The sequence below is a fragment of the Peribacillus simplex genome, from assembly GCF_030123325.1.
Taxonomy (GTDB): Bacteria; Bacillota; Bacilli; order Bacillales; family DSM-1321; genus Peribacillus; species Peribacillus simplex_D.
Window position 1 is genome coordinate 3,318,826 of the sequence record NZ_CP126106.1, and the last position, 21,161, is coordinate 3,339,986.

Here is a 21,161-nt window from a genome sequence, read left to right on the forward strand (position 1 = left end):
CGTACTTTCCTTAGCCACTGATTTACCTGAGTAGGAACAGAACGATTGTTGGTTCTAAATTAAATCTCAGAATAAATGTCATCAACACACTTCAACACGAAGAAGCAACAGATTGTATATCTGTTGCTTCTTTTTGTATGATTTTTCCCTATTGCTCTTAATGGTTAATTCTTCAATATTTTTTTTATTTACATTCTTTTTGTTTTTTTGCAGTACTTCTTATTCTAATGCATCAGCTTAAATTTCATGTGATGAACAGTATGATTTACCTTTTATTTTTTTCTCTGTTACTCTTCCTTGCTTGCTGCCATATTCATGTTCGCTTCGACATTCTCATGGCTGATGGTTGTAAATGGCAAATTTCGTTTTCCTGAGAAATTCTCAAGTAAGTCTTTAACATCGATTCCCGAAGATGCCTTTAATGACTCCTGCAATGTGGCCATTAAATCCGTTGCATAGCCAGTCACTTTATTGGCCCCGCCATTCGCACCGCTTCCACCTGTATCCACTACAGTGATCTTGTCGATATTACTAAGCGGACTTGCCACTTGTTTGGCATACTCCGGAAGCATTTTCAAGATCATATCCATGACGGCTGCCTGACCGAACTGTTCAAATGCTTCGGCAATCTTCTGCTTGGCTTCGGCCTCTGCTACCCCTTTTAACCGGATGATTTCCGCTTCTGTCGTACCTTGTGCCCTTTGTGCGTCCGCTTTAGCAAGACCGTCCATGCGAACGCGTTCCGCTTCCGCCTTCGCCATGGCTTCGATTTTATACTTATCGGCATCCGCCTTTTTCTTCACTTCGGAATCATATTGCTTTTCACGGCGAAGGATTTCTTTTCCCTCCAGCTCGATTTGCTTTTGCCGTTCGATGATCCTGATTTGCATTTCCTGTTCTGTTACATCCTGTTTAGACCTGGCCGTTTCAAGATCGTAAGCTTGGTCAGCTCTTGCTTTGGCAATATCCTGCTCGCGACGGTATTCCGCAACCTTCAGCTTGTTGATTTTTTCGGCTTCGGCTATTTCCGTTGCCCTTTCAAGTTCGGCACGCTGGGCTTCCTTCGATGCTTCTGCGCGCTTGATACGCGTTTCTTTCTCTGCTTCTGCGGTAGCTATATCGGCATCCCTCTTCACTTGTGCAATCCTTGGTTTACCGAGCGATTCAAGATATCCATTTTTGTCCCGAACATCTTTTATAGTGAACGATACGATGATGAGTCCCATTTTTGCTAAATCCTGCGAGGCTACCCTCTGTACTTCCTGGGAAAACTTTTCGCGGTTTTTATAAATTTCCTCGACTGTCATCGACCCAAGGATGGAACGAAGATGCCTTTCCTTGTAACAAGGTTATATTATGGGAGAAATAAAAGAATCTATATATGGTATATGGAGTATTCATTAAAACCAAGTGTTGCTGGGAGAAATAATACCTAAAATTGTATCATAAAAATATAAATTTTTTATGAATCAATACCGATTTATCCACCCAAGATTTTATTTCGCATAATGAAGAATTGAAAAAAATTAGAGACTGTCTATTCAAGAAAGGATACTACCATCCATAGGACTTATTAGTATCGTAACCTATTGATAGAACTATAAAAGCCAGTCTCTTAAAAAAAGAACTGGCAACTTTCTTGAAAAGGTAGTTTTATAGCTGTAAAAGTGTACTTTTACGAACAGGTGAATGATTATCCAGAAAAATCCACGGAAAACAAGTCCTATATTTCTCGGCATGGGTATTCTTCACTTAGCTTAATGAGCATGGGATGGTAACCGCAAATTTTAATAGTAAAAAACGAACTCCTTATAAAAAGAAGTTCGTTTATGTTTAAGACGTTTTCCTAATTTCAATGACGTTATCCGATTGCTGTTTGAGTTTTTTTCGGTATACGATTTTTGACAATGTCACACTAAATTCGTATAAAACTAAAAGAGGCACGGTAACTAATATGTCTGACATGAAATCTGGTGGTGTAATTAAAATGGATACAACAACAAGCAAAAAGTAAGATATCTTTCGCGCTTTTGAAAGAATCATGGGATTAACGACACCAAGAGAGGTGAGGAACATGACAACAAGCGGAATTTCGAATAAAAATCCAAACGGCAGTGTCAAGTTAATCATGAATTTAAAATATTTTTCAGACGTAAACATCGTTTCAAATTGACCTTCAGACAAAGACAGTAAAAAACCAAGAACGGTTGGATACACGACAAAATATCCGAATGATAAACCGGCAATAAAAAGGATAAACAGTCCAGGAATGTACGATAGTGTCGTTTTTCGTTCATTTTCAGAAAGTGCCGGTTTTACAAATAGCCACGTTTGATAGGCGGCAATTGGAATGGTAAGAGCAATCGCGATCACGCCGGAAATCATAAAATATACCCAGAGGATTTCACTTGGCCCCAATACAGCTAACTGATGGCCGAGATCACGAATAAGCCATGTGTAAATATCCTTCACATAAATGAATGATCCAAATAAAAAAAACAGAAAAGCAATCAAAGTATAGATGATCCGTTTCCTGAGTTCCTCAAGGTGCTCAACCATAAGCATTTCTTGATTAGTCATACAGCCCCTCCTTTACTAAAAACAAGAGGAAGATGTAAGCTTATTGCTTACATCTTCTTAAAAATCACTTAGATTGCGTCCTTTCTTCTTTCTCGTCTGATGAAATTAAATCCTTAGTAGAGTTTTTAAATTCTCTTAATGTGCTACCAAAGGCACGTCCAATTTCGGGCAACTTAGATGGACCAAATATGATGAGGGCAATGACCAAAATCAAAATCAATCCAGGTATTCCAATATTTTGTAACAATGTATTCCCTCCTTAAAATTTAAATCCTGTAATAGCCACAACTGCTGGACGAGGCATCTTTTCACCTTTACGGTGCGGCCATGTACTTGTAGGATTGTTGATATCTTCCGTTACTTCACCAGGGTGCTGAACAGACAAGAATAGTGTCTGTTCATTCGGAGTGAAACAAGGTCCGGTTAATTCAGCCTCCATAGGAGCGGATGCAAACTGCCAGGCAATCCCTTTATCGTGACCAACGGTAGGAATGACAAACATTCCGTTGTTGCCAAAGCTTGTCCATGCACCCTGATTTAAGCTACTCGATGAAATATCCGTTACGGTCCATAAATTCGCGTTGCTGTCAAAGGTTAAGTTGTCTGGTGCGCTGAATCCGCTTTGACGTCCTCCAGCTGCAAAAATTTCATATTCAAACTCAGTTGCTCCATGGTCACCGTTTTTTTCGATGAAACGGGTAATGTGTCCATGTAAGTTTCCGTGCTTATCATTATTCGTATGTGCAATAAAGATCGTGTTATCAAATGGTGAAATTTCCACATCCTCCGGTCGGTCAGTCAGTGTTCCGCCAAGAAGGAGCGCTGCTTCTTGACAGTTAGTAACAACATCACCTTGCGTTTGGAACTTTTCCATTAGTTCCGGTTTGCCAGCCGCCGCTTTTTGTACGGCCTCAATTGTCAGAGCTATCCATCTTCCTTTTTTAAAGTCCGCTACATATAAACTCCCTTCCTCAAGAAGACGGGAATTTCCTTTTCCTAATGCCGGTACATATTTACCCTTACTAACAAATTTATAGACACAAGCATCTTTTTTATCGTCTCCCATGTAAACGACGACACGTTGGTCTTTGGAAAGTCCCATTGAAGCATTTTCATGGTTGAAACGTCCAAGAGCGGTATGTTTGCGAACTGCAAAATTTGGATCGAACGGATCAACTTCGATTACCCAGCCGTAATGTGTTTCGTTTAATCCAGCATTATTAGCCGTTTCTTCGAAGTTCTCTTCACAAGATAAAACCGTATTCCATAATGTTTTTCCACCGGAACAGTTAGCGAATGTTCCTTGAACGCTTGTTGCGCCGTTTACCGATTTTGTTCCTTTGGCCGGTCCGGTAAGTGCAAAAGATGTTAACCCTGTTACTCGTCGGGCATAAGTGGAAGCAGCATCCATTTTCCATTTATTTTCTTTCTTATCATAAAACACTTCAATAATGGAACCGCCCTGGTTATATAGAAGCTTTTCAATTTGTGTAGGAGCATACTTGCCATTTACTTTTTCTCCTTCCACGTACAGAGGGTTTGTATATTCGTGGTTTACCCATAATAATCCTCGTTCATTGGAATTTTGAATAGGAAAGTAAAGGGTGAAGTCATTATTAAAACCAAATGTGTCTCCCTTACCATTGATTACATCGCCATAAGCGGCTACAACGTCATATTTAAATCCTTTTGGAAGAACGAGTTCGTCCTTATTTGTAGCTTCAATCGGAGTAAACTTAAAGCCCTTTTTCTTCGGTTTTACATGTAACAGGCTGTCGGTTTCCGCATTAACTGTCTCGCTTAAAATACCTAAACCAGAAGTGGCCACTGCAAGGGCAGTAGCTCCTGTACCAATACGTGTTAAAAAGGTGCGTCTGTTTAACGGTTTGATTTCCATAATGCTCCTCCTTTATTTTCCTTGAAAACTTAGGCCGCTATTTTCAAGAATTTCTCACTCACCATCAGCTTCATTCTGAACTAAGTTCCATCCATTGTTTGAAGCCAAAATCATCTTCTCTGCAAAATGGAATTAGACTCTGTATGTACTACGTCTATTAACCTGTTAAATAGGGCCTATCCAAGCCACCTATCCAATTTAGCAAATGAAAGTAAAGATGGTATTAATTTTTTTAAATAATTTATTAAAAATTGTAAAGATTAGGTTCTGGTGTAAGAAATTTATCAAACTCGAACATACTGATACTACTACTCTCCAAAATACCGGATTACGAAAAGATGAATTCGGTTTCCCTTTTAGGGATTAAAGAAAACAAAGAAAACCACAACTTCCTATAACCGAAGTTGGATATGAATTAAGCAAAGATTACTGGGGAAAAGGGATAGGTAGTGAAGCATTGGAAGCCGTTGTTAAGTATGGTTATCATCACTTTCAGTTAGAAAGAATTGAGGGCTTTATTTGAACCTGCTAACTCCCATCACAAAAACTAGTAGAAAAGCAAGGCTTTAGAAGAGAGTGAAACCAGCGTGGAAATGCTGAGTCATTAATCTATAAAATCAATCGTGCACAGCCATTGGTATGTGGGGCATTCGAGTTATGGGAGTGTATATTTCGGGAATACAACTTGGAATGGTACCATAGCGATAGATCTGTTTATACGTGCTATTTTCTTGTTCATTAGGTTTAGATACCATTTTAAAAAATGAATATGGATCTTTAAAGTAAAGAATTTTCCTTAACGTATTAACCGTACTATAATGAATAGTGGATACTATGTAATATTACATAGATTATCCACTATTTTTTTTATTATAATCCCTATACATACTTTAATTACCCTGCCCTTTAGCATAATAACAATTATGAAGTTTCTACGCTTAGCACAATCACTTATTCCAGTAAATGGCCCGTTCATTGAAGGTAACTAAATAAAAATAGCCTGCCAAAATTCATGCAGGCTCTTTTTATTTAGCTTATTGTAACGATTTCAACAGGACCGTGGTCATCACAATGACCATTGTGAACATAATGTAATCTTCCATTAACTAAATAATCCATGTGATCACCATGAGGTACCTTTTCATGTCCGCAATTATCTTCGTGGTTACAACCGCAAGCAATAGGTCGACATTCATCAGGATTGGTTTCCCTAACCGGAATCTTACATTCATCCCAGTGACCTTCATGTTCATGGTGAAGATGACCATTATGTACATAATCAATATGGTCGTCGTGTCGAATTTTTGTATGCCCACAAGCGATACTATGACGGTGATTATGATTTCCTGTATGGATAGAGTGTTCCATTTTTAAATTCCCCTAACTTATATTTTCCTTTAGAGTATTCCCTAAAAGTATAAGAGTATAATTTTAAACATTACTGCCTTAGCTAAATAAGCCTTATTCCATTAAATGGTCCAATACAAAAAGGACGCCTTCTTATTAAAGAATTGCGCCCTTTAATGGAACAATTTATTAAAGACGATTTAGATGCGTATCTTTAAAATGCGTAGGATATTTTCGCTCTCCGTTCCAAGTTTTTCGTTTTATGGCTATTTTTGGACTTATCTCAAAATGACATTAAAGGAGACATGCCTTTGTGAACATGTACCCTGATGTTGAGAAACATCATCTACAGTTTTATCGCCACTCAACAATTCCATCGAGATTTTGTCTTGTTTTTGGACGTTTGGGATCCTCTTTCCGATATCCGAAAGCGACCATACAGGCTACACCGAAATCGTTGCTGTCAATGATACCCTCATTTTGCAAAATAGCGGTCACCTGCTTTTTATCAAAACCTTCCATCGGACAGGAATCAATACCGATTTGAGCCGCAGCCGTCATCATGTTTCCTAATGCTATATATGTTTGTTTGCTTGCCCATTCAAAAATGAGACGGTCATTATCTTCGAGTTCTGTTTCGACGAAGGATTTGTAGAAACCGGAAAGACCTTGCACAACTTCTTCAGGTAAATGATGAATGTCTTTCATCATTTTGATCACGTGAACGGAATCATGCCTTAAGCCTTCTTTTCTTCTGGCCAATATAACTACAAAATGGCTGGCAGTGGTCAGTTGTCCCTGGGCACCGCCGGATACAGGTTTTAATTTTTCGCGAAGCGTTGCATCCTGGATCACGACAAACTTCCACGGCTCGAAGCCAAATGAACTTGGAGATAATCTTCCTGTCTCCAAAATAAAGTGAAAATCTTCATCCGAAATCTTTTTGTTGGTAACAAATGCCTTGCAAGCATGTCTGAACTGGCAAGCTTTTAAAATTTCCTGTTTTTTACTCTCCGTTTCTATCATGTGGAATCATCCTTCCTTTTTAGTAATACTTTAATAAACCATATTTCTCCAAAAGTATTTTATTATCCTGCTAGTAAGCTCAATAAGCTTTATTTCATTATCTGGCCCGATTACTGAACAAAGGAAAATTCTGCATTATTAAAATAGAATTTTTTATCAAACTTGAAGTTTTGTTGATTATTCAAGAATTGGGTGCTAATGTTCAATAAGTGTGAACCGGTTTTCAACAGCCTTTGATCTTCCACAATCGGTATTAGCTGATATTGCGGAATAAGAAAAGCGCATTTCATTGTTTGCCAATTTTACATAATTCCCGTTAAATCAATAATATCTTAATCATTATTTATCAAAATCTGTTGAACAAGTTATTTCTTTCCATTCACCAAACTCTTTTTGCAAGTAAACTAGGTTTTCCGAAACCATCTTATACGCATCCGGGCCTAACAATAAATGAATGGGAGGATTAGTTTCTGAGGCTGTACGTATCATTGCTAAAGCTGCTTTTTCAGGATCACCTTGTTGCTTTCCATTCATCACATTATCAAGAAAATACTTCATTTCACGCACTGCTTTATAATCCTCAATTTGGTTTTTACCATACATAACAGATCCACTACTTAAGAAATTGGTTCTAAAATAGCCAGGTGCTACTACTGTAACCTTTATGCCAAATGGCTCTACTTCACCTGCCAGAGCCTCGGATAAACCGACTACTGCAAATTTTGTAGCACAGTAACTACCCATCCCACCAACACCTATGTACCCTGAGATAGAAGCTATATTAAAAATATGCCCCGACTTTTGTTTCCTTAAATAAGGCATTACTTTCCTAATTACATTTAATGTACCAAATACATTCACATCAAAATTTTGGCGGATTTCTTGATCTGTTAGTTCTTCAAGGCTTCCTCCCAAACCAAAACCAGCATTATTCACAATTATGTCAATCTTGCCGAAAGCTTCAATGGTTTGCTCAATAGCTTGTTGAACGCTGGCTTCATTAGTCAAGTCAACCGCTAACGGCAGGAATCGTTTTGTATCATCATTAACTGCCTTTATTAAATCATCCACTGTTCTAGAAGTTGCAGCAACTTGGTTGCCATTCTTTAATAATTGTTTTACCAATACAAGTCCCAAACCTTTTGAGGCTCCAGTTACAAACCATATTTTATTTTTGCTCATAACAAATATTCATTCCTTTCTTATCAAATACCTATTTTTTACTGATTAGTCATACATAGTTAGAATATGTATTGATGTACTAGAAAAAGAAGTAAAAACTTCACCTTAAGATTTGAAAAGTTATCGGAAAACATTTTGGAATTATTGTTCAAGTATGCATATCGTTTTAAAGTGAGGTTTACATAATTCATCTTATAGGAAATAAAATACGAAAAAGCCCTTTTTTCTTCTATTAAGGGCTTTTTCTTGTTCATATAAGTGTACTTTTACGAACGGGATATCATCTTTCTTGAACAACTCTAACGCAACAATTTCATGTCTTTTTTTCCTGAGCTCTAAACTGTTTTATAAGGGTATACCAAAAATGAATATAAAGACAAAAAGAAAAGAAAAGTGGTTATTTAACCACAATATATTGTAAATTAACTAAAACAATTATTCGGTCACTACTTATAATCCTATATGTCACTTTTCGATAAAGATAAGATGTTAAAGTTCACCTTCATGATTCTTAAATGCTTTCCCATCATAGTAGTAAAGTTAAGAGCCTAAATGAACATTGTGGTTTTCTTTCAATTGACGAACAAGTTGCATAAACTATAAAAGTTAAATAAAATTAAAAGAAGCCGATGAAATCAGCTTCTTTTTGCAAATGTTTTATAATATTTTTACACTAATCGGATATAGATAAGGCTCAATAGGTTCACTGATTTTTTCCCAATCAGTAATTTTGATTACAGGAAGCTCCTTCCCGTTATACGCCGTAATTTCTATTACACCATTTGCTTTGATCCATGTATCCTTGTCTAGGGAAGAAGCCTCTGGGAACTCTGAAAGAAATCCAATAATACTTGCGTCTGCGACACAGTGAGTAATTAAAAATCTTGAAATCACCAGCTGATTTTGAGCAAATCCATCTTCTTTATAAACAAAGCCCTTTAATTCGATTTTTCTTCCCTTAAACTTATTAATATCTTTACTCATTTCTTCATAATAGGCTGCATAAACATAGTCATTCATCTCAATATTTTGGTTTTGTTCTAACTGTTGTATCAATAGATTATATTCTTCCTCTGAGATTTCTTCCTGCTGGTTTTCTAGAAGAGCTGGGTCTACAGGGTTGTCATCTATAGAGGGATCAGCCTGACCATTTATGTTACTCTCTTCCATTTCTTCTGGAGGATTACTGTTTTCTTTATTTTTGTCTTCTTTAGGTTCTTGTTTTTGGTTTGACAGTGCCAGCATTGCCCCTTTCTTATTTGCAATAGAAGCATCGAGTACTTTGGCTGGAAGCAGAAACCCAGTTAGTAATGGAAACACAATAATAAAATACGAAATTAGTTTTTTTGTGTTAAAAGAAGAATCTCCATGATCATGGTTATGGTCGCAGTCATGGTCGTGCTGATCACAATGATGATAGCTGCTTTTCTTTACTTTCCATGTCCTTGTAATTTGAATAAAAAACAAAATCAAAAATATTACAAAAGCTACTTGGCTTAAACTTTCATATTTTGGATTAATGAACTTTGTAATTTCACCGGTGAAATGAAGCTTAAATATGAGGGACGAAAAAGCTAGTAAAATTAAAGCTCTAGCAGCTTGCTGAAATTGGATTTGCATGATTTTCCCCTCCTTATAAAAAGCTCTGCATCAGCATTAAAGTGATAAACACCATAGAAACAACCAATGCTAGCAAAACCATAACAAATTTAAATCGAAAAACGCTCAGCATCATAAGTGTGTTCTTTAAATCCATCATGGGTCCGAAAATTAAGAAGCCAAGGATTGATGAAACTGGAAAAATGCTGCTAAAGGAAGCTCCTATAAACGCGTCTGCTTCAGAACATAGAGATAAAACGTAAGCCAATCCCATCATTACAAATAAAGAAGAAGCCGGACCGTTTCCAGCCTCCAACAAGGATTTTGCTGGCATATAGGTTTGTACAAAAGCAGCTAAAAAAGCTCCCATAACCAGGTATTTCCCCATATCAAAAAACTCATCAATTGAATGTGTGAGCATCGACCAAAAACGCTTGGAAAGTGATTGATTTTTACTGTGATTATGGGTTGAAATGATGGAAGGCTTAAATTGATTGCCTTTAAAAATCCAACTGACAGCAAAGGCAACCATTATAGCCACCAGAAAACCTAACCCCATACGTAATCCAGCAATTTTAAAATCGTTTCCAAATGCCATATATGTAGAAGCAATAACAATCGGGTTGATAAGAGGGCCTGTTAACATAAAACCCATCGCAGCATGAATAGGTACTCCTTTTACAACTAAACGTCGAACAATAGGGACGATTCCACATTCACAGGCAGGAAACAGCGCTCCTACAATACAGCTCATGATTACAGCCATAACCTTATTCTTTGGTATCCACCTTTGAATATGTTCCTCAGTAACAAAGATTTGGATCACTCCAGCGATGAGGACCCCAATTAAAACAAAGGGCAGGGCTTCTATTAAAATACTTAGAAAAATAGTATTTAAATTTAACAATGACGGTGGAATAACAAAGGTATCTTTTATACTAGAACTGAAAGTAAACATGAAAAGAGCTAGCGCTATTAAGATAATACCGGTTATATCTATCATATAACCTCGAATAATCCGAATCATAGGTACCTCCCTTAAAATATAATGTAGTGCTTCTTCCATAAAATATATTAGAAAGTTATAGAGTATGAATGAAAGATTTACTTAATAATATATAGCAAACTTTACCAATTAAATTCACATGACTAATAGTAAAGAAAGCCCTGCCACAAAAAGATGGAAGGGTTATGGAAGTTTTAAATTCTAACTATGTTAAATATTTTTTCTCTTATACTATGTTTGATTTTATTCATTTAATGCTGTCTGAATGGTTTCTAGTTTTTTTCTTATGATGCTAAAATAATCATCACCTTGTTTTATATTCTCCTCTGTTATCGCTTTTAGATTATGAAGAGTAAGAGACTTCGTACCGATTTCTTTTTGAATCATCTCTGCAACTTTTGAGTAGATTCTGCTCGAAAATCACTTAATGGACGCCATGTTCTGTTGATTCCTGAACGATTTCTTATAATTCTTTCTGAGAAGGCTCCTGTGAAGGAGATAAACCTCTTTCCCAATATCCATATGCAGCATGAGATACTAATAAATACTTCGTTTTGGAGTTGTCGACGGTTGATTTAATATCTTGATTTAGTTTTTCTAAATCGCTTTTTAATTGAAGAAAATTAGATTCAAACTCTGAAGCATGTTCTGGCATTATATCACTTAACGAATTTTTAATATTGTTAGCAAGGTCTATAGCAAAAACTGGGGATCCAAATCTCCGTGGTCATGGCCATCGTCTTCATGCACATGATCTTCAGTTGCCCCCTACCCCGCCTTCGTGATCATCAGAATGTGTTTCCTCGCTTTCGTGTTCAAGTTCGTCAGAGTATGTTTATTCGCCCTCATGTTCATGTTCGTCAGAATGAGTTGAGTCTAGGAGCTCAATTCCTTCTGCTGCTTTTAAAATACTTACGTTTTCCTTTTTCAAGTTTTCAGCTGCTTTTTCTGCAAAACCTTCAATCCCCACTCCAGTATAGAAGGTTTCTATGTTCAAATCGGAATTATTACGTTTTAAATCTTAAAACAGTTTTAGAGTAATGTAAAGGATTATTAGGAGGATAGTAAAAATTAACGTGTACTAAAACAGGAGACCGTAATTTCATTACGTCAAAAAACAAGAGAAACAACCCGGACGGATTAGTACTGATGAAATATAGTCCACGCCTAAAAAGATCCACATTAAACCGTAAAACAGGCTTCCAATATTGTAAATGAGCAGATTTTTCGCATAGTTGGTGATTCTAAATTATGGCAGCTCATATCTTAATATAGAAGTTTTTTAAGTTCACGTCTTATTAATATTTATTTTCGAGATCTTTTAATTGAGAGTAAACTTCCCTACTATCTAGATTTTCTCCAATAACAACGAAATGATTTTTAAAAGCAATATCTTGTGGATAATAAGAAGGTACCCCGTATGTATATTGGAATAGATTAACTTTCCCTTTTTCTTCCTCGAATCGAACAAAGCCTTTTATTCGGTGAATTGTATCAGGAAGTTTCATTAACCAATTTTCAAAATCTGTTTTTTTAATTTCATTCGTAAAGGTATATGTTAATGATTGGATATGCAAACGTTGATGAACATTCAACTTCTCAAATTCACAAATGGAATTACGATTGGAATAAGGAATACCTGATAATGATATGTTCGAAAAATTAGTTATATGAAGAGTTGCACCTGGATTTATTGATTTTAAATCAGCTTTAATTTGCTGTAATTCTTTTTTACTTAACCGAATAGTTTTATTGATGATCAAGGTATCTCCATGTTTTACTTGCTCTTCATATAAGCGATTGAGTTGAGGACTATTTCTTCTCCTTTGTAACCATCTGTCTGCATCAACCGTTGTTATGATTGAGCGTATAGATATACGGTCAGCAATGACAGGAGACAGACAAGCATCCAGGATTTCAATAGGATGGGCCACACCAGATGCCTCTATGTATATTACATCAGGTTGATGCATATGGAATAATGTTAATAAAGAGATTTCCAATTCATCTTTAGCCGTGCAACAGATACATCCATTCAACAATTCCTGTAGAGGAACCTTGTCACCTATTATGTCTGAATCAACGGATTTCTCGCCCAATTCATTCATTAAAACTGCCACTTTTCTTCCGCTACCTTTTTCATCCATTAATAGATTCTGCAACAAAGTAGTTTTTCCACTTCCGAGAAATCCACCTATGATAACTACCTCTACTTGTGCCATTTTAACTACTCCTTAATAAACATGTTACTTTAAAATTATGTTAGTAATAATATGTCTTTATTTGATGCAATCTTTTGTTTTCCTTTTTACCAGGTTTTTATGTTTGCTCATTTTAAATAAACTTATTTCCGCAAAATTGAATACTTATCATATAATCTTACCTATTCATAAAAAGATTTATCTTATACATTCCAAGTAAATGGGTCTGGAAGCCCTGCCCAGTTGCTTTCTAGCTCACTTACCGTTAACAAGCACGCATCCAATTCTCTTGTGAGTTTTCTTGTGTTGATATCCATCCCAATGATGACTAGCTTAGTATGACGATCTCCATACTCAATATCCCATTCCTTAAGGATTTGTGGTTCATTTTTAAATATCTCCTCTTGTTGTAGTTCCGGTAGAGATGCAACCCAATAAGACAATGGCTCAAGTGTTACTGATGGCCCTGCTTGTGAAAATAGCAAAGCTACATTATTTCTGGTCGCACACCATGCAATCCCTTTAGCTCGTACGATTTCTTTAGGCATTGAATGTATCCAATTTGAAAATTTCTCTGAATTAAAAGGCAATCTTCTTGCATAAACAAACGATGATATTCCATATTCTTCGGTCTCGGGTGTATGTGCAGCATGCCCTTCATTTAATTCTTGAAGCCAACCTGCTGAGGCGCTTGCTTTATCAAAATCAAACAGTCTTGTATCCAAAATGTGTCTTGCATCTACCTGGCTATTTTCTGTACGGATCAGCTTAGCATCAGGTTGTAATTTACGTAATACATTCTCTAATTGATTTAAGTTTTCATCCTCTATCAAATCACATTTATTAAGAATGAGTACATCGCAAAATTCAATTTGATCTATCAATAAATCAGCAATATTTCTATCATCACTCTCACCTACCGCTTCCTTTCTATCCAGTAAGGAATCCCCTGAATGAAAATCATGCCAGAATCGATTCGCATCTACAACCGTAACCATAGTATCCAATCGGCAATATTCAGTTAAATCGATACCCATATTCTCATCTATATATGAAAATGTTTGTGCCACGGGAATAGGCTCGCTAATCCCCGTTGATTCTATGAGAATATAGTCAATATCTCCTGCTCTAGCCAACTTTTCTACCTCTTGAAGCAAGTCTTCACGTAATGTACAGCAAATGCAGCCGTTAGACAATTCAACAAGCCTCTCTTCTACCCGAGATACATGACCACCTTGTTTGACCAGTTCGCTATCAATATTTATTTCACTCATGTCATTTACTATCACTGCTACTTTTAATCCTAGGCTATTTTTTAAAATATGATTTAGTAAAGTTGTCTTTCCAGCCCCTAGATAACCACTTAATACGGTCACCGGAATTTTTTTCATTATATTTCCCTCACCATCTAATAAATAGTAATCATTACGATTTAAATTATAAAGAATTTACGATTAAACTTGCAGCTTGACGTGCACCAGAAATATTACGTGCTATAGGACCCATTTCAAGTTCTGCTAATGCACCTGTCACATATAAGTTTTCTCCCCATTGTAAATTTTTTGAAACAATAGGATAACCGCATTCTGCACACCTTAAATGATATTTTTCTATAATAGGTTGTATTAGAGATTTACCAGGTAAAGAAGATTCAAAACCAGTAGCTAATATTACCATTCCAAAGGTTCCGATTTTATTATTTTTATCGTCGAATAAGTGCACCCATTTATCTTCTGCTTTTATCGCCATCACTTCATGATCGGCAACATGGATTGTTCCTTTTCTTATTCTATTATTTAAGGTTGCATATAAATCCTGCGGAAGAGACCCTCTATGTCTGGCGTTTTTGATTTGTTCTCTTCGCATTCGGTAGTCCGTTATTTTTCGATAACCCGTCTGATTCTTTGGTCCAAGCCACGCTGGGTCACTATCAAAGGTATGGATTCGAAAGGGGTGCCTTTTTATTATTGTAACTTCAGCAGGAAAATGGTTTGACATTTTTACAGCTAGATGTGCTGCTGTAATACCACCACCTATGATAGCAATAGGTGCCATAATTGAAGTGAAATCCAATGCTTTATCATCGAAAATATGTAATACCTTTTCTGGGTTTCTTTTCTTCAAATCTCTTGCCCATTCAGGCCACATAAGTTGATCACCTATCCCCAAAGCTAAGACAAGATTTTTTCCATATACCTTCTGCCCATTAGTTAAGGAAACAGACCAACGATCATCTGTCTTTTCAAGGGTTAATGCTTCTCCTTGTATCCAGGCTTTTTTTATTGCTACTTCTTCCATAAGCAGATTACAGTGTTCATTGAAAGCATCAAGTGAAGGACGTTTATAATATCCGTACAGAGCTGTAGGCCAATCATTTTTGTTTCTTTTCACGTAGCTTTTTAAACTATCTGCTTTAACATCGATGTGGTGTACAACCGGTGACCGTAGGTACGGCATAGATATGATATCAGCTCGTTTTTTCCACTTTTCCAAAGGCATAGCATTTTTATCAATAATAGCTAACTCATTAATGGTTAACTTGCCAGTCTTTAATAAAAATGTGGCTAATGTGGTTCCCTGTATGCCGCCTCCAATAATAATCCACTTAAACATAACTACCTCCTTATGTATAATCAATATCATAATTACTTACTGTAAGAAAGGCGCAATCCTTGTATGAAAATTCTCTCCATTTGTTATTTCTCATCAATATACCTAGTTTATAGCATGCATCCAATCTTGATTGTGAGGGTAAATGGGGCCATACATAATGCTATTGAACTAGTCACCAGATTAGTCTTTTTCCCTTATCTCAAAAGGAAATTGATGAAGTATCATTGGAAAATAACTCAATATTTAAATTATCTTTTGCACAGATGGTTTTAAGGTTAAGATAAGAAGATAAATGCTCGCTGGGTAGTATTATCGGATTGCTTAAATTTATCGGTATAATCAATCCATTTAATTCGATTACACCGTTCATCTATAGATTTATCTATTTCCATTTGTGCCTCATCCATTATTTCCTTTATTGTAGAGATATGGAGAGAGAAGTGGTCTGCTGCAGCTTTAAATGGAGATTTCTCAATCATTAACTGAAGAAATTGTTTTTCATCCACAGAAGCTTCCTCTAATTGATATTCCATACTCTCAATATACTGGTAAACTTCTCTGTGTATATCAGGTAATTTCTTGATAACACTTCGAAGTAAAAATTCCATTAAGATAGGATTAATCCGCTCCATATATTCACCCCTTAATATTTCCATAAAAACACCAACCACCAGATTTTAACATCTGGTAGTTGGGAGATTGAATATTTTACCAACTAGCTTTTTTCACACCCGGTATTTGACCTTTGTGAGCATACTCTCTAAAAGCAATCCTAGACATTTTGAACTTTCTTAGATATCCCCTTGGCCTTCCAGTTACTTCACATCTGTTCTTAAGCCGTGTAGGTGAAGAATCTCTAGGAAGTTTTCCTAGTGCTTCAAAATCACCTTTTTCTTTTAACTCTGCACGAATGGCTGCATATTTCATCACCATCTCCTGCCTTTTTTGTTCTTTAACAACTTTTGATTTTTTCGCCATAATAATTCCCCTTTTTCAAATCGAAATGATTACGTTTTATTATAAATGCTTTTGCTTATTTAATTTATTCTCTTAATGCTTTATTTGGTTTCTCTGTGTAACGTACGTTTTTTTAATCGTGGACAATATTTCATTAGTTCAATTCTATCCGGGTTATTTCGTTTATTCTTTGTAGTAATATAATTGCGATCTCCAGTTTCCGTACATGCTAACGTAATATTAATTCTCATCTTTTTTCCTCCTACATTGTTTTATATTTACTCATATTTGTTAAAAAGAAGGTAGTGGGTCTTTAAATTCCGACCAATCTTGATTCATTTCTGCTTCCGTAAGTAAGCATTCGTCTAAGGTTTTTTCAATTTCTTTTTGATTCATATTAATTCCAATCATAACCAATTCGATTATTCGGTCACCAAATGTTTCGTCCCAATTATCCAAGAGTTCTGGTTCATCTTTTAAAATTTGTATTCGCTCTTCTTCGGGATAACTCACTATCCAATTTCCTGCTGCCTGAATAGTTAGAGAAGGTCCAGCTTGCGAGAGAAGTCCGGAAATGTCGTTTCGTGTAGCTAACCAAAGAAATCCTTTAGAGCGTACCACCTCTACTGGCCAATTATGTATCCAATTCATTAGCCTTTCTGGGTGGAATGGCTTATTGCGGCGATATACAAATGATGCTATACCATACTCTTCTGTTTCTGGAACATGCTCTTCAATTAGTTCTTTAAGCCACCCTGCCCCCTGACTGGAAGTCTCAAAATCAAAAAGTCCTGTGTTTAGAACTTGAGTAAGTGGTACACGTGAATATTCACTCTCAATAATACGGGCCTCTGGATTGAATTTTTGTAAAACGGATTTTAGTTCTTGAACATTTGTTGACGATACTAAATCGACTTTGTTCAATACAATCACATTAGCAAATTCAATTTGATCAATTAATAAATCGGCTATTTCCCTGTCATCATCTTCATCAACTGCCTGCTTACGATCCAATAGAGTTTCTCCTGATGCGTAATCATGCCAAAAACGATTAGCATCTAAAACTGTAACCATAGTATCCAGCTTACATAATCTAGACAAATCTATTCCCAAATTTTCATCAACATAGGTGAAGGTCTGAGCTACGGGTATTGGTTCACTTATTCCACTTGATTCTATAACGATATAATCAATATCTCCTAGCTGTGCAAGCTTTTCCACTTCAATCAGTAAATCTTCTCTAAGCGTACAGCATATACAACCATTTTGCATTTCTACCAGTTTCTCGTTAGTTTTAGAAAATCCCCCTTTTTTCACCAAGGTAGCATCAATATTTACTTCACTCATATCATTGACAATAACAGCTACTTTAAGATTATCCCGATTAGTTAAAATGTGATTTAGTAGTGTTGTCTTTCCTGAACCAAGATAACCACTTAGTACTGTAACTGGAATTCTTTTCGAACCCACATTTTCACTCCTTTCAAAAAGCACCCTTATATCATTAATTATACAAATCGAAACTATTACGATTTAATATGTAATAATACACAGCTATACTTTATTATTAGGTTTGCTTTTTCTCTCCCGCTATGGTTAATAGCTATACCATTATAAATCGTAACGATTACTATTTACAAGTTTTTTTATAAATAAATTCTTGCATCTCTTTCTTTAGAGTTCTAAATCCTTATAAATTCTACTTGATGTCGCATTTTTCTGACCAAAGTATTTGCCCTTGTACTAACTACATCATTGGTTCCCTATTTATGATCGTAAGTGAGAAACTTAATTGTACAACGATAAAAGAATGGAAAACAAAATAACGCTTAAAATACTTGTTATCATTTGTTTTCCAGCTAATAAGAATGCCTCTTTAAAAGAAAGTTCTTTCATAATTTTTACTAAGGTTACTAAACAGGCAGTAAATGTACTACAGAGGAAAACCGCAATAAATAGTTCTCCTACTGCTATTTGTTCTGCCATAATTCCGGAACCTTCATTCAATAATAATATTCCGTCCTTACGGAATAAACTTGCAACAAATGCAGGGGCTATATCAGTAGATAAGCCAATAACAACCAATAAGGGTGCAATAAACTCCTTTAAAATTTCCATCCATCCCAGAAAATCAAATAATGAAGCAACCAGGCAAATAAATAAAAAAATTGGCATAGCTTGGACAAGAAATTGACTTAAAACAGGCTTTAGTCTATAGGATAAAGTTTGTCCGGAAGGCCATTGCAAGAAAGTCTCTCTTTTTTTAAACATTGGTACCAATGTTTTTTTATTCCAAATTTTTCCGTGAATAAGTGATACTAATATCAAGATGAATATATACGGGATAATAAGAAAGATATGTCCTGAAGCACCAAAGACAGATAGAGACGCTCCTAGCTGATAGCTACAGGCAGAGCCAAAGGAAATCACTGAAATGCAGTTCTTCCTAGTACAAATGTTGCAACTTCGACTAGATTGTATTGCAACAACATTGCATCCAAAACCGTTAATGATAGGAACAAGATCTTGTCCGGTTAAACCAACTTTTCTCATAAGTGGATCAAGTGCATCTGTAATTTGATCCTTTAATCCACTTTCTTCTGTAATCGCAATAGCTAAGGCGAATAAAATCACAACCGGAAAAGCCCAAATGAAGGAGTAGATTCCCAATGATAGTAGTCCAAAATCTCCAAAGAGCACAGTTTTTAAGGTTTCAGGGGCCCCTCCACACCATCTAATAAGAGAATTAACAATGGTTGATTCTACAATGCCCTCTACTCTTTTTGAAAACTGGTAGGCTAAAAAGATTGGGAGGGAATAGATAACTAGTAAAGTTATAAGAGCCAAATACGGCCCTAAGATTCGCACATGGAACAGTGATTTTATGTCCTTTATTTTTTTTATACGTAAATTATTAATTTCCACACTTTCTGCAAAAGTAACCGATCTTGCTAGCTCACGTATTTTATCCCCAACTCTTGAATCAACTCTTCGTGTGTCCATTATAAATAAAGGGAATTTGTTTTTTTCTTTAAAATCATTTAATTCATTTAGTGATTCTTGATCCATTTTATCTTCAAAGCTAACTATGACAGCAATCGGCTTATCTTCAAAAGGGAAAACTTCTGTTAAGACTTCAATCTCCTCTTTAAAGTGAGTGCCTCTTACTATAAACCAATATTGATCTGCAGATTTTATCTTTTTTCTTGTATATTGACTTGAGATTAATTCACCTCCTATACGGATTCCAGGTGTATCCATATACCGGGTCTGATTTTCATTCACTTCTAGTATTGTAGAGGTAGATCCTTTAACATTAGATCCCTGAGTAGGGAAATTTTTTTGTAATAATCCTTTAAGTAGCGTAGTTTTTCCTGATGATTCTAAACCTAATAATACAATTTTCATATTAATCTCCTAACAGGCGCACCCTTTCTCACAACAAGATAAGTCATCAAGGTACATGGCAGACTTCTTATACAATTCAAAAATATCTTGATTGCGAGGAAGATTATGATGGAAAATGATATCCTCAGCAATAATGGCAAACCTTTGGCGGAATTTATAAATAAAACAAAAAATTGTATTACTTTGCCTTACATTCGGTCCAATCAAATATACTGAAGGGGCTAGCGTGGACTCATCCTTTTTAGTTAAGATTGGTAGTCCTTCTTCGTTCCATTCAAATAACTCCTTGAATTGCTTCGCACCGCTCCCAAAACCAATACAGATAATTGGTTCCCATTTAGTTTCTACAACATCACCATTATCGAATTGAATGAGAAACATGTCTTTTTCATCGTCCTTTTCGACGGAGATTGCTCTACTCATTGGATGTTCAAAGATTCCATTAAGCGCTTTTGTTGATTCAAGCCTTTCTCTTGTAAATGGTGATAAGGTCCTACTAGGATCTACCTCAATATCAAACCACTGTTTCGCAGAGTAATATACATCCACTTTTCTCCCTTCCTTATTTAAGTGATAGGCCGCATCCGCTGCGCTCTCACCACCACCAATAATGATTCTATCCCCTTCAATTTCTTTCCATGAGGTTACATCGCCGTAATGTATACCATATTTAAAAGGACGTTTTGGAAATTGGAATTCGCCACAAGCAATAATAACTGAATCTGAGAAAAAACCATCACCCTTCTCGCTTGTTTGTACCCAATACTTTTCTTCCCTTTTTTCTACTTTATGTACTTGTGTATTTTCACTAACTGGCAACTTGTAGTGTTCAGCAATCATACATAAATATTCGCCATATTCCTCCCCTGATAAGTGTTCTTTTCCAAAAGTATATGCAGGTGACGTATCAGGTAAAATCGCGTTTAAATCTAAATAACTAAAACCATGAGCAGTAAAAGATGGTGTGATAAACCTTGTTTCTTCAGGCCATTGAAAGAATGTTGAACCAACTTGATCCCTCTCTAAAATAATAAAATCATCTATTCCATTCTGCTTTAATAGAACACCCATACCAATCCCTGCTGGGCCTCCTCCTATAATCGTAATCATTTATATTCCTCCTTTTATAAAAAGCTTATTACTACTGCTAAATGAATCTCGTTAATTATGAATCCTTTTTCCATTTTTCTTTGCACTTTTTCACAACACAAATCGTAACAATTACGATTTATATCATAAAGTTTAGTGACAATCTATAGACATAACCTACTATTACAGTTCGAAGTTGAACTTGTTTATGTTATGTAAGTGATTAGGGCACTATTTTTAATTAACTATTGTATAT

17 protein-coding genes and 4 pseudogenes are annotated in these 21,161 nt (G+C 35.9%); 2 read left to right on the plus strand and 19 right to left on the minus strand.

Annotated elements, in window-relative coordinates:
• Window positions 1–287 precede the first annotated feature (287 nt).
• The 4 genes and pseudogenes from QNH43_RS15605 to QNH43_RS15620 all read right to left on the minus strand — a co-directional run.
• Window positions 288–1,337: pseudogene (locus QNH43_RS15605) on the minus strand (flotillin family protein); the annotation flags it as partial.
• A gap of 496 nt (window positions 1,338–1,833) precedes the next feature.
• Window positions 1,834–2,580, minus strand: coding sequence for a twin-arginine translocase subunit TatC (gene tatC, locus QNH43_RS15610; protein ID WP_283914835.1), 747 nt, complete (start codon window positions 2,578–2,580; stop codon window positions 1,834–1,836).
• 64 nt (window positions 2,581–2,644) lie between these two features.
• Window positions 2,645–2,827, minus strand: coding sequence for a twin-arginine translocase TatA/TatE family subunit (locus tag QNH43_RS15615; RefSeq protein ID WP_283914836.1), 183 nt, complete (start codon window positions 2,825–2,827; stop codon window positions 2,645–2,647).
• 12 nt (window positions 2,828–2,839) lie between these two features.
• Window positions 2,840–4,477 carry a PhoX family protein gene (locus tag QNH43_RS15620; protein WP_283914837.1) on the minus strand — a complete coding sequence of 546 codons (1,638 nt, stop codon included), beginning with the start codon at window positions 4,475–4,477 and terminating at the stop codon, window positions 2,840–2,842.
• 400 nt (window positions 4,478–4,877) lie between these two features.
• On the opposite strand from QNH43_RS15620, the pseudogene QNH43_RS15625 reads away from it, so the two are divergent.
• Window positions 4,878–5,054: pseudogene (locus tag QNH43_RS15625) on the plus strand (GNAT family N-acetyltransferase); the annotation flags it as partial.
• Window positions 5,055–5,506: 452 nt separating this feature from the next.
• On the opposite strand, the gene QNH43_RS15630 reads toward QNH43_RS15625, so the two are convergent.
• From QNH43_RS15630 to QNH43_RS27820, 6 genes and pseudogenes are all read right to left on the minus strand, one after another.
• Window positions 5,507–5,845, minus strand: a complete 339-nt coding sequence (locus QNH43_RS15630) for a hypothetical protein (protein WP_283914838.1) — start codon at window positions 5,843–5,845, stop codon at window positions 5,507–5,509.
• A 333-nt stretch (window positions 5,846–6,178) separates the two neighbouring features.
• Window positions 6,179–6,850, minus strand: coding sequence for an NAD(P)H-dependent oxidoreductase (locus QNH43_RS15635; RefSeq protein WP_283914839.1), 672 nt, complete (start codon window positions 6,848–6,850; stop codon window positions 6,179–6,181).
• A 339-nt stretch (window positions 6,851–7,189) separates the two neighbouring features.
• A complete protein-coding gene (locus QNH43_RS15640) occupies window positions 7,190–8,032 on the minus strand; it encodes an oxidoreductase (RefSeq protein ID WP_283914840.1) in 843 nt (280 codons plus the stop codon).
• 657 nt (window positions 8,033–8,689) lie between these two features.
• Entirely contained in the window at window positions 8,690–9,652 is a 963-nt protein-coding gene (locus QNH43_RS15645; RefSeq protein WP_283914841.1) for a TIGR03943 family putative permease subunit, read from the minus strand.
• 13 nt (window positions 9,653–9,665) lie between these two features.
• Window positions 9,666–10,658 carry a permease gene (locus tag QNH43_RS15650; RefSeq protein ID WP_283914842.1) on the minus strand — a complete coding sequence of 331 codons (993 nt, stop codon included), beginning with the start codon at window positions 10,656–10,658 and terminating at the stop codon, window positions 9,666–9,668.
• A 442-nt stretch (window positions 10,659–11,100) separates the two neighbouring features.
• Window positions 11,101–11,337: pseudogene (locus QNH43_RS27820) on the minus strand (metal ABC transporter solute-binding protein, Zn/Mn family); the annotation flags it as partial.
• 371 nt (window positions 11,338–11,708) lie between these two features.
• On the opposite strand from QNH43_RS27820, the pseudogene rpmG (QNH43_RS15655) reads away from it, so the two are divergent.
• Window positions 11,709–11,855: pseudogene (rpmG, locus tag QNH43_RS15655) on the plus strand (50S ribosomal protein L33); the annotation flags it as partial.
• Between the two features lie 80 nt (window positions 11,856–11,935).
• On the opposite strand, the gene QNH43_RS15660 reads toward rpmG (QNH43_RS15655), so the two are convergent.
• The 9 genes from QNH43_RS15660 to QNH43_RS15700 all read right to left on the minus strand — a co-directional run bounded on the left by QNH43_RS15660 (window position 11,936) and on the right by QNH43_RS15700 (window position 20,926).
• A complete protein-coding gene (locus QNH43_RS15660) occupies window positions 11,936–12,859 on the minus strand; it encodes a CobW family GTP-binding protein (protein ID WP_283914843.1) in 924 nt (307 codons plus the stop codon).
• A 182-nt stretch (window positions 12,860–13,041) separates the two neighbouring features.
• Window positions 13,042–14,229, minus strand: coding sequence for a GTP-binding protein (locus tag QNH43_RS15665; protein ID WP_283914844.1), 1,188 nt, complete (start codon window positions 14,227–14,229; stop codon window positions 13,042–13,044).
• A 46-nt stretch (window positions 14,230–14,275) separates the two neighbouring features.
• Window positions 14,276–15,451: an FAD/NAD(P)-binding protein gene (locus QNH43_RS15670; protein ID WP_283914845.1), complete on the minus strand. Its 1,176-nt coding sequence runs from the start codon at window positions 15,449–15,451 to the stop codon at window positions 14,276–14,278.
• 275 nt (window positions 15,452–15,726) lie between these two features.
• Complete coding sequence (locus QNH43_RS15675; protein WP_283914846.1) at window positions 15,727–16,083, minus strand: hypothetical protein; 357 nt, start codon at window positions 16,081–16,083, stop codon at window positions 15,727–15,729.
• Between the two features lie 76 nt (window positions 16,084–16,159).
• Window positions 16,160–16,429, minus strand: coding sequence for a 30S ribosomal protein S14 (gene rpsN, locus QNH43_RS15680; protein ID WP_283914847.1), 270 nt, complete (start codon window positions 16,427–16,429; stop codon window positions 16,160–16,162).
• 80 nt (window positions 16,430–16,509) lie between these two features.
• Complete coding sequence (gene rpmG, locus QNH43_RS15685; RefSeq protein WP_251428333.1) at window positions 16,510–16,659, minus strand: 50S ribosomal protein L33; 150 nt, start codon at window positions 16,657–16,659, stop codon at window positions 16,510–16,512.
• 40 nt (window positions 16,660–16,699) lie between these two features.
• Window positions 16,700–17,878: a GTP-binding protein gene (locus QNH43_RS15690; RefSeq protein WP_283914848.1), complete on the minus strand. Its 1,179-nt coding sequence runs from the start codon at window positions 17,876–17,878 to the stop codon at window positions 16,700–16,702.
• A gap of 318 nt (window positions 17,879–18,196) precedes the next feature.
• Window positions 18,197–19,816, minus strand: coding sequence for a nucleoside recognition domain-containing protein (locus QNH43_RS15695; protein WP_283914849.1), 1,620 nt, complete (start codon window positions 19,814–19,816; stop codon window positions 18,197–18,199).
• A 9-nt stretch (window positions 19,817–19,825) separates the two neighbouring features.
• Window positions 19,826–20,926 (minus strand): NAD(P)/FAD-dependent oxidoreductase, encoded by a 1,101-nt coding sequence (locus QNH43_RS15700; protein WP_283914850.1) that lies wholly within the window; start codon window positions 20,924–20,926, stop codon window positions 19,826–19,828.
• Window positions 20,927–21,161 lie beyond the last annotated feature (235 nt).

Coding starts and splice junctions, on each gene's coding strand:
- rpsN (WP_283914847.1), bottom strand. CDS start 16,429: ATGGCGAAAAAATCAAAAGTTGTTAAAGAACAAAAAAGGCAGGAGATG.
- QNH43_RS15640 (WP_283914840.1), bottom strand. CDS start 8,032: ATGAGCAAAAATAAAATATGGTTTGTAACTGGAGCCTCAAAAGGTTTG.
- tatC (WP_283914835.1), bottom strand. CDS start 2,580: ATGACTAATCAAGAAATGCTTATGGTTGAGCACCTTGAGGAACTCAGG.
- QNH43_RS15700 (WP_283914850.1), bottom strand. CDS start 20,926: ATGATTACGATTATAGGAGGAGGCCCAGCAGGGATTGGTATGGGTGTT.
- QNH43_RS15630 (WP_283914838.1), bottom strand. CDS start 5,845: ATGGAACACTCTATCCATACAGGAAATCATAATCACCGTCATAGTATC.
- QNH43_RS15665 (WP_283914844.1), bottom strand. CDS start 14,229: ATGAAAAAAATTCCGGTGACCGTATTAAGTGGTTATCTAGGGGCTGGA.
- QNH43_RS15675 (WP_283914846.1), bottom strand. CDS start 16,083: ATGGAGCGGATTAATCCTATCTTAATGGAATTTTTACTTCGAAGTGTT.
- QNH43_RS15695 (WP_283914849.1), bottom strand. CDS start 19,816: ATGAAAATTGTATTATTAGGTTTAGAATCATCAGGAAAAACTACGCTA.
- QNH43_RS15645 (WP_283914841.1), bottom strand. CDS start 9,652: ATGCAAATCCAATTTCAGCAAGCTGCTAGAGCTTTAATTTTACTAGCT.
- QNH43_RS15660 (WP_283914843.1), bottom strand. CDS start 12,859: ATGGCACAAGTAGAGGTAGTTATCATAGGTGGATTTCTCGGAAGTGGA.
- QNH43_RS15635 (WP_283914839.1), bottom strand. CDS start 6,850: ATGATAGAAACGGAGAGTAAAAAACAGGAAATTTTAAAAGCTTGCCAG.
- QNH43_RS15620 (WP_283914837.1), bottom strand. CDS start 4,477: ATGGAAATCAAACCGTTAAACAGACGCACCTTTTTAACACGTATTGGT.
- rpmG (WP_251428333.1), bottom strand. CDS start 16,659: ATGAGAATTAATATTACGTTAGCATGTACGGAAACTGGAGATCGCAAT.
- QNH43_RS15650 (WP_283914842.1), bottom strand. CDS start 10,658: ATGATTCGGATTATTCGAGGTTATATGATAGATATAACCGGTATTATC.
- QNH43_RS15670 (WP_283914845.1), bottom strand. CDS start 15,451: ATGTTTAAGTGGATTATTATTGGAGGCGGCATACAGGGAACCACATTA.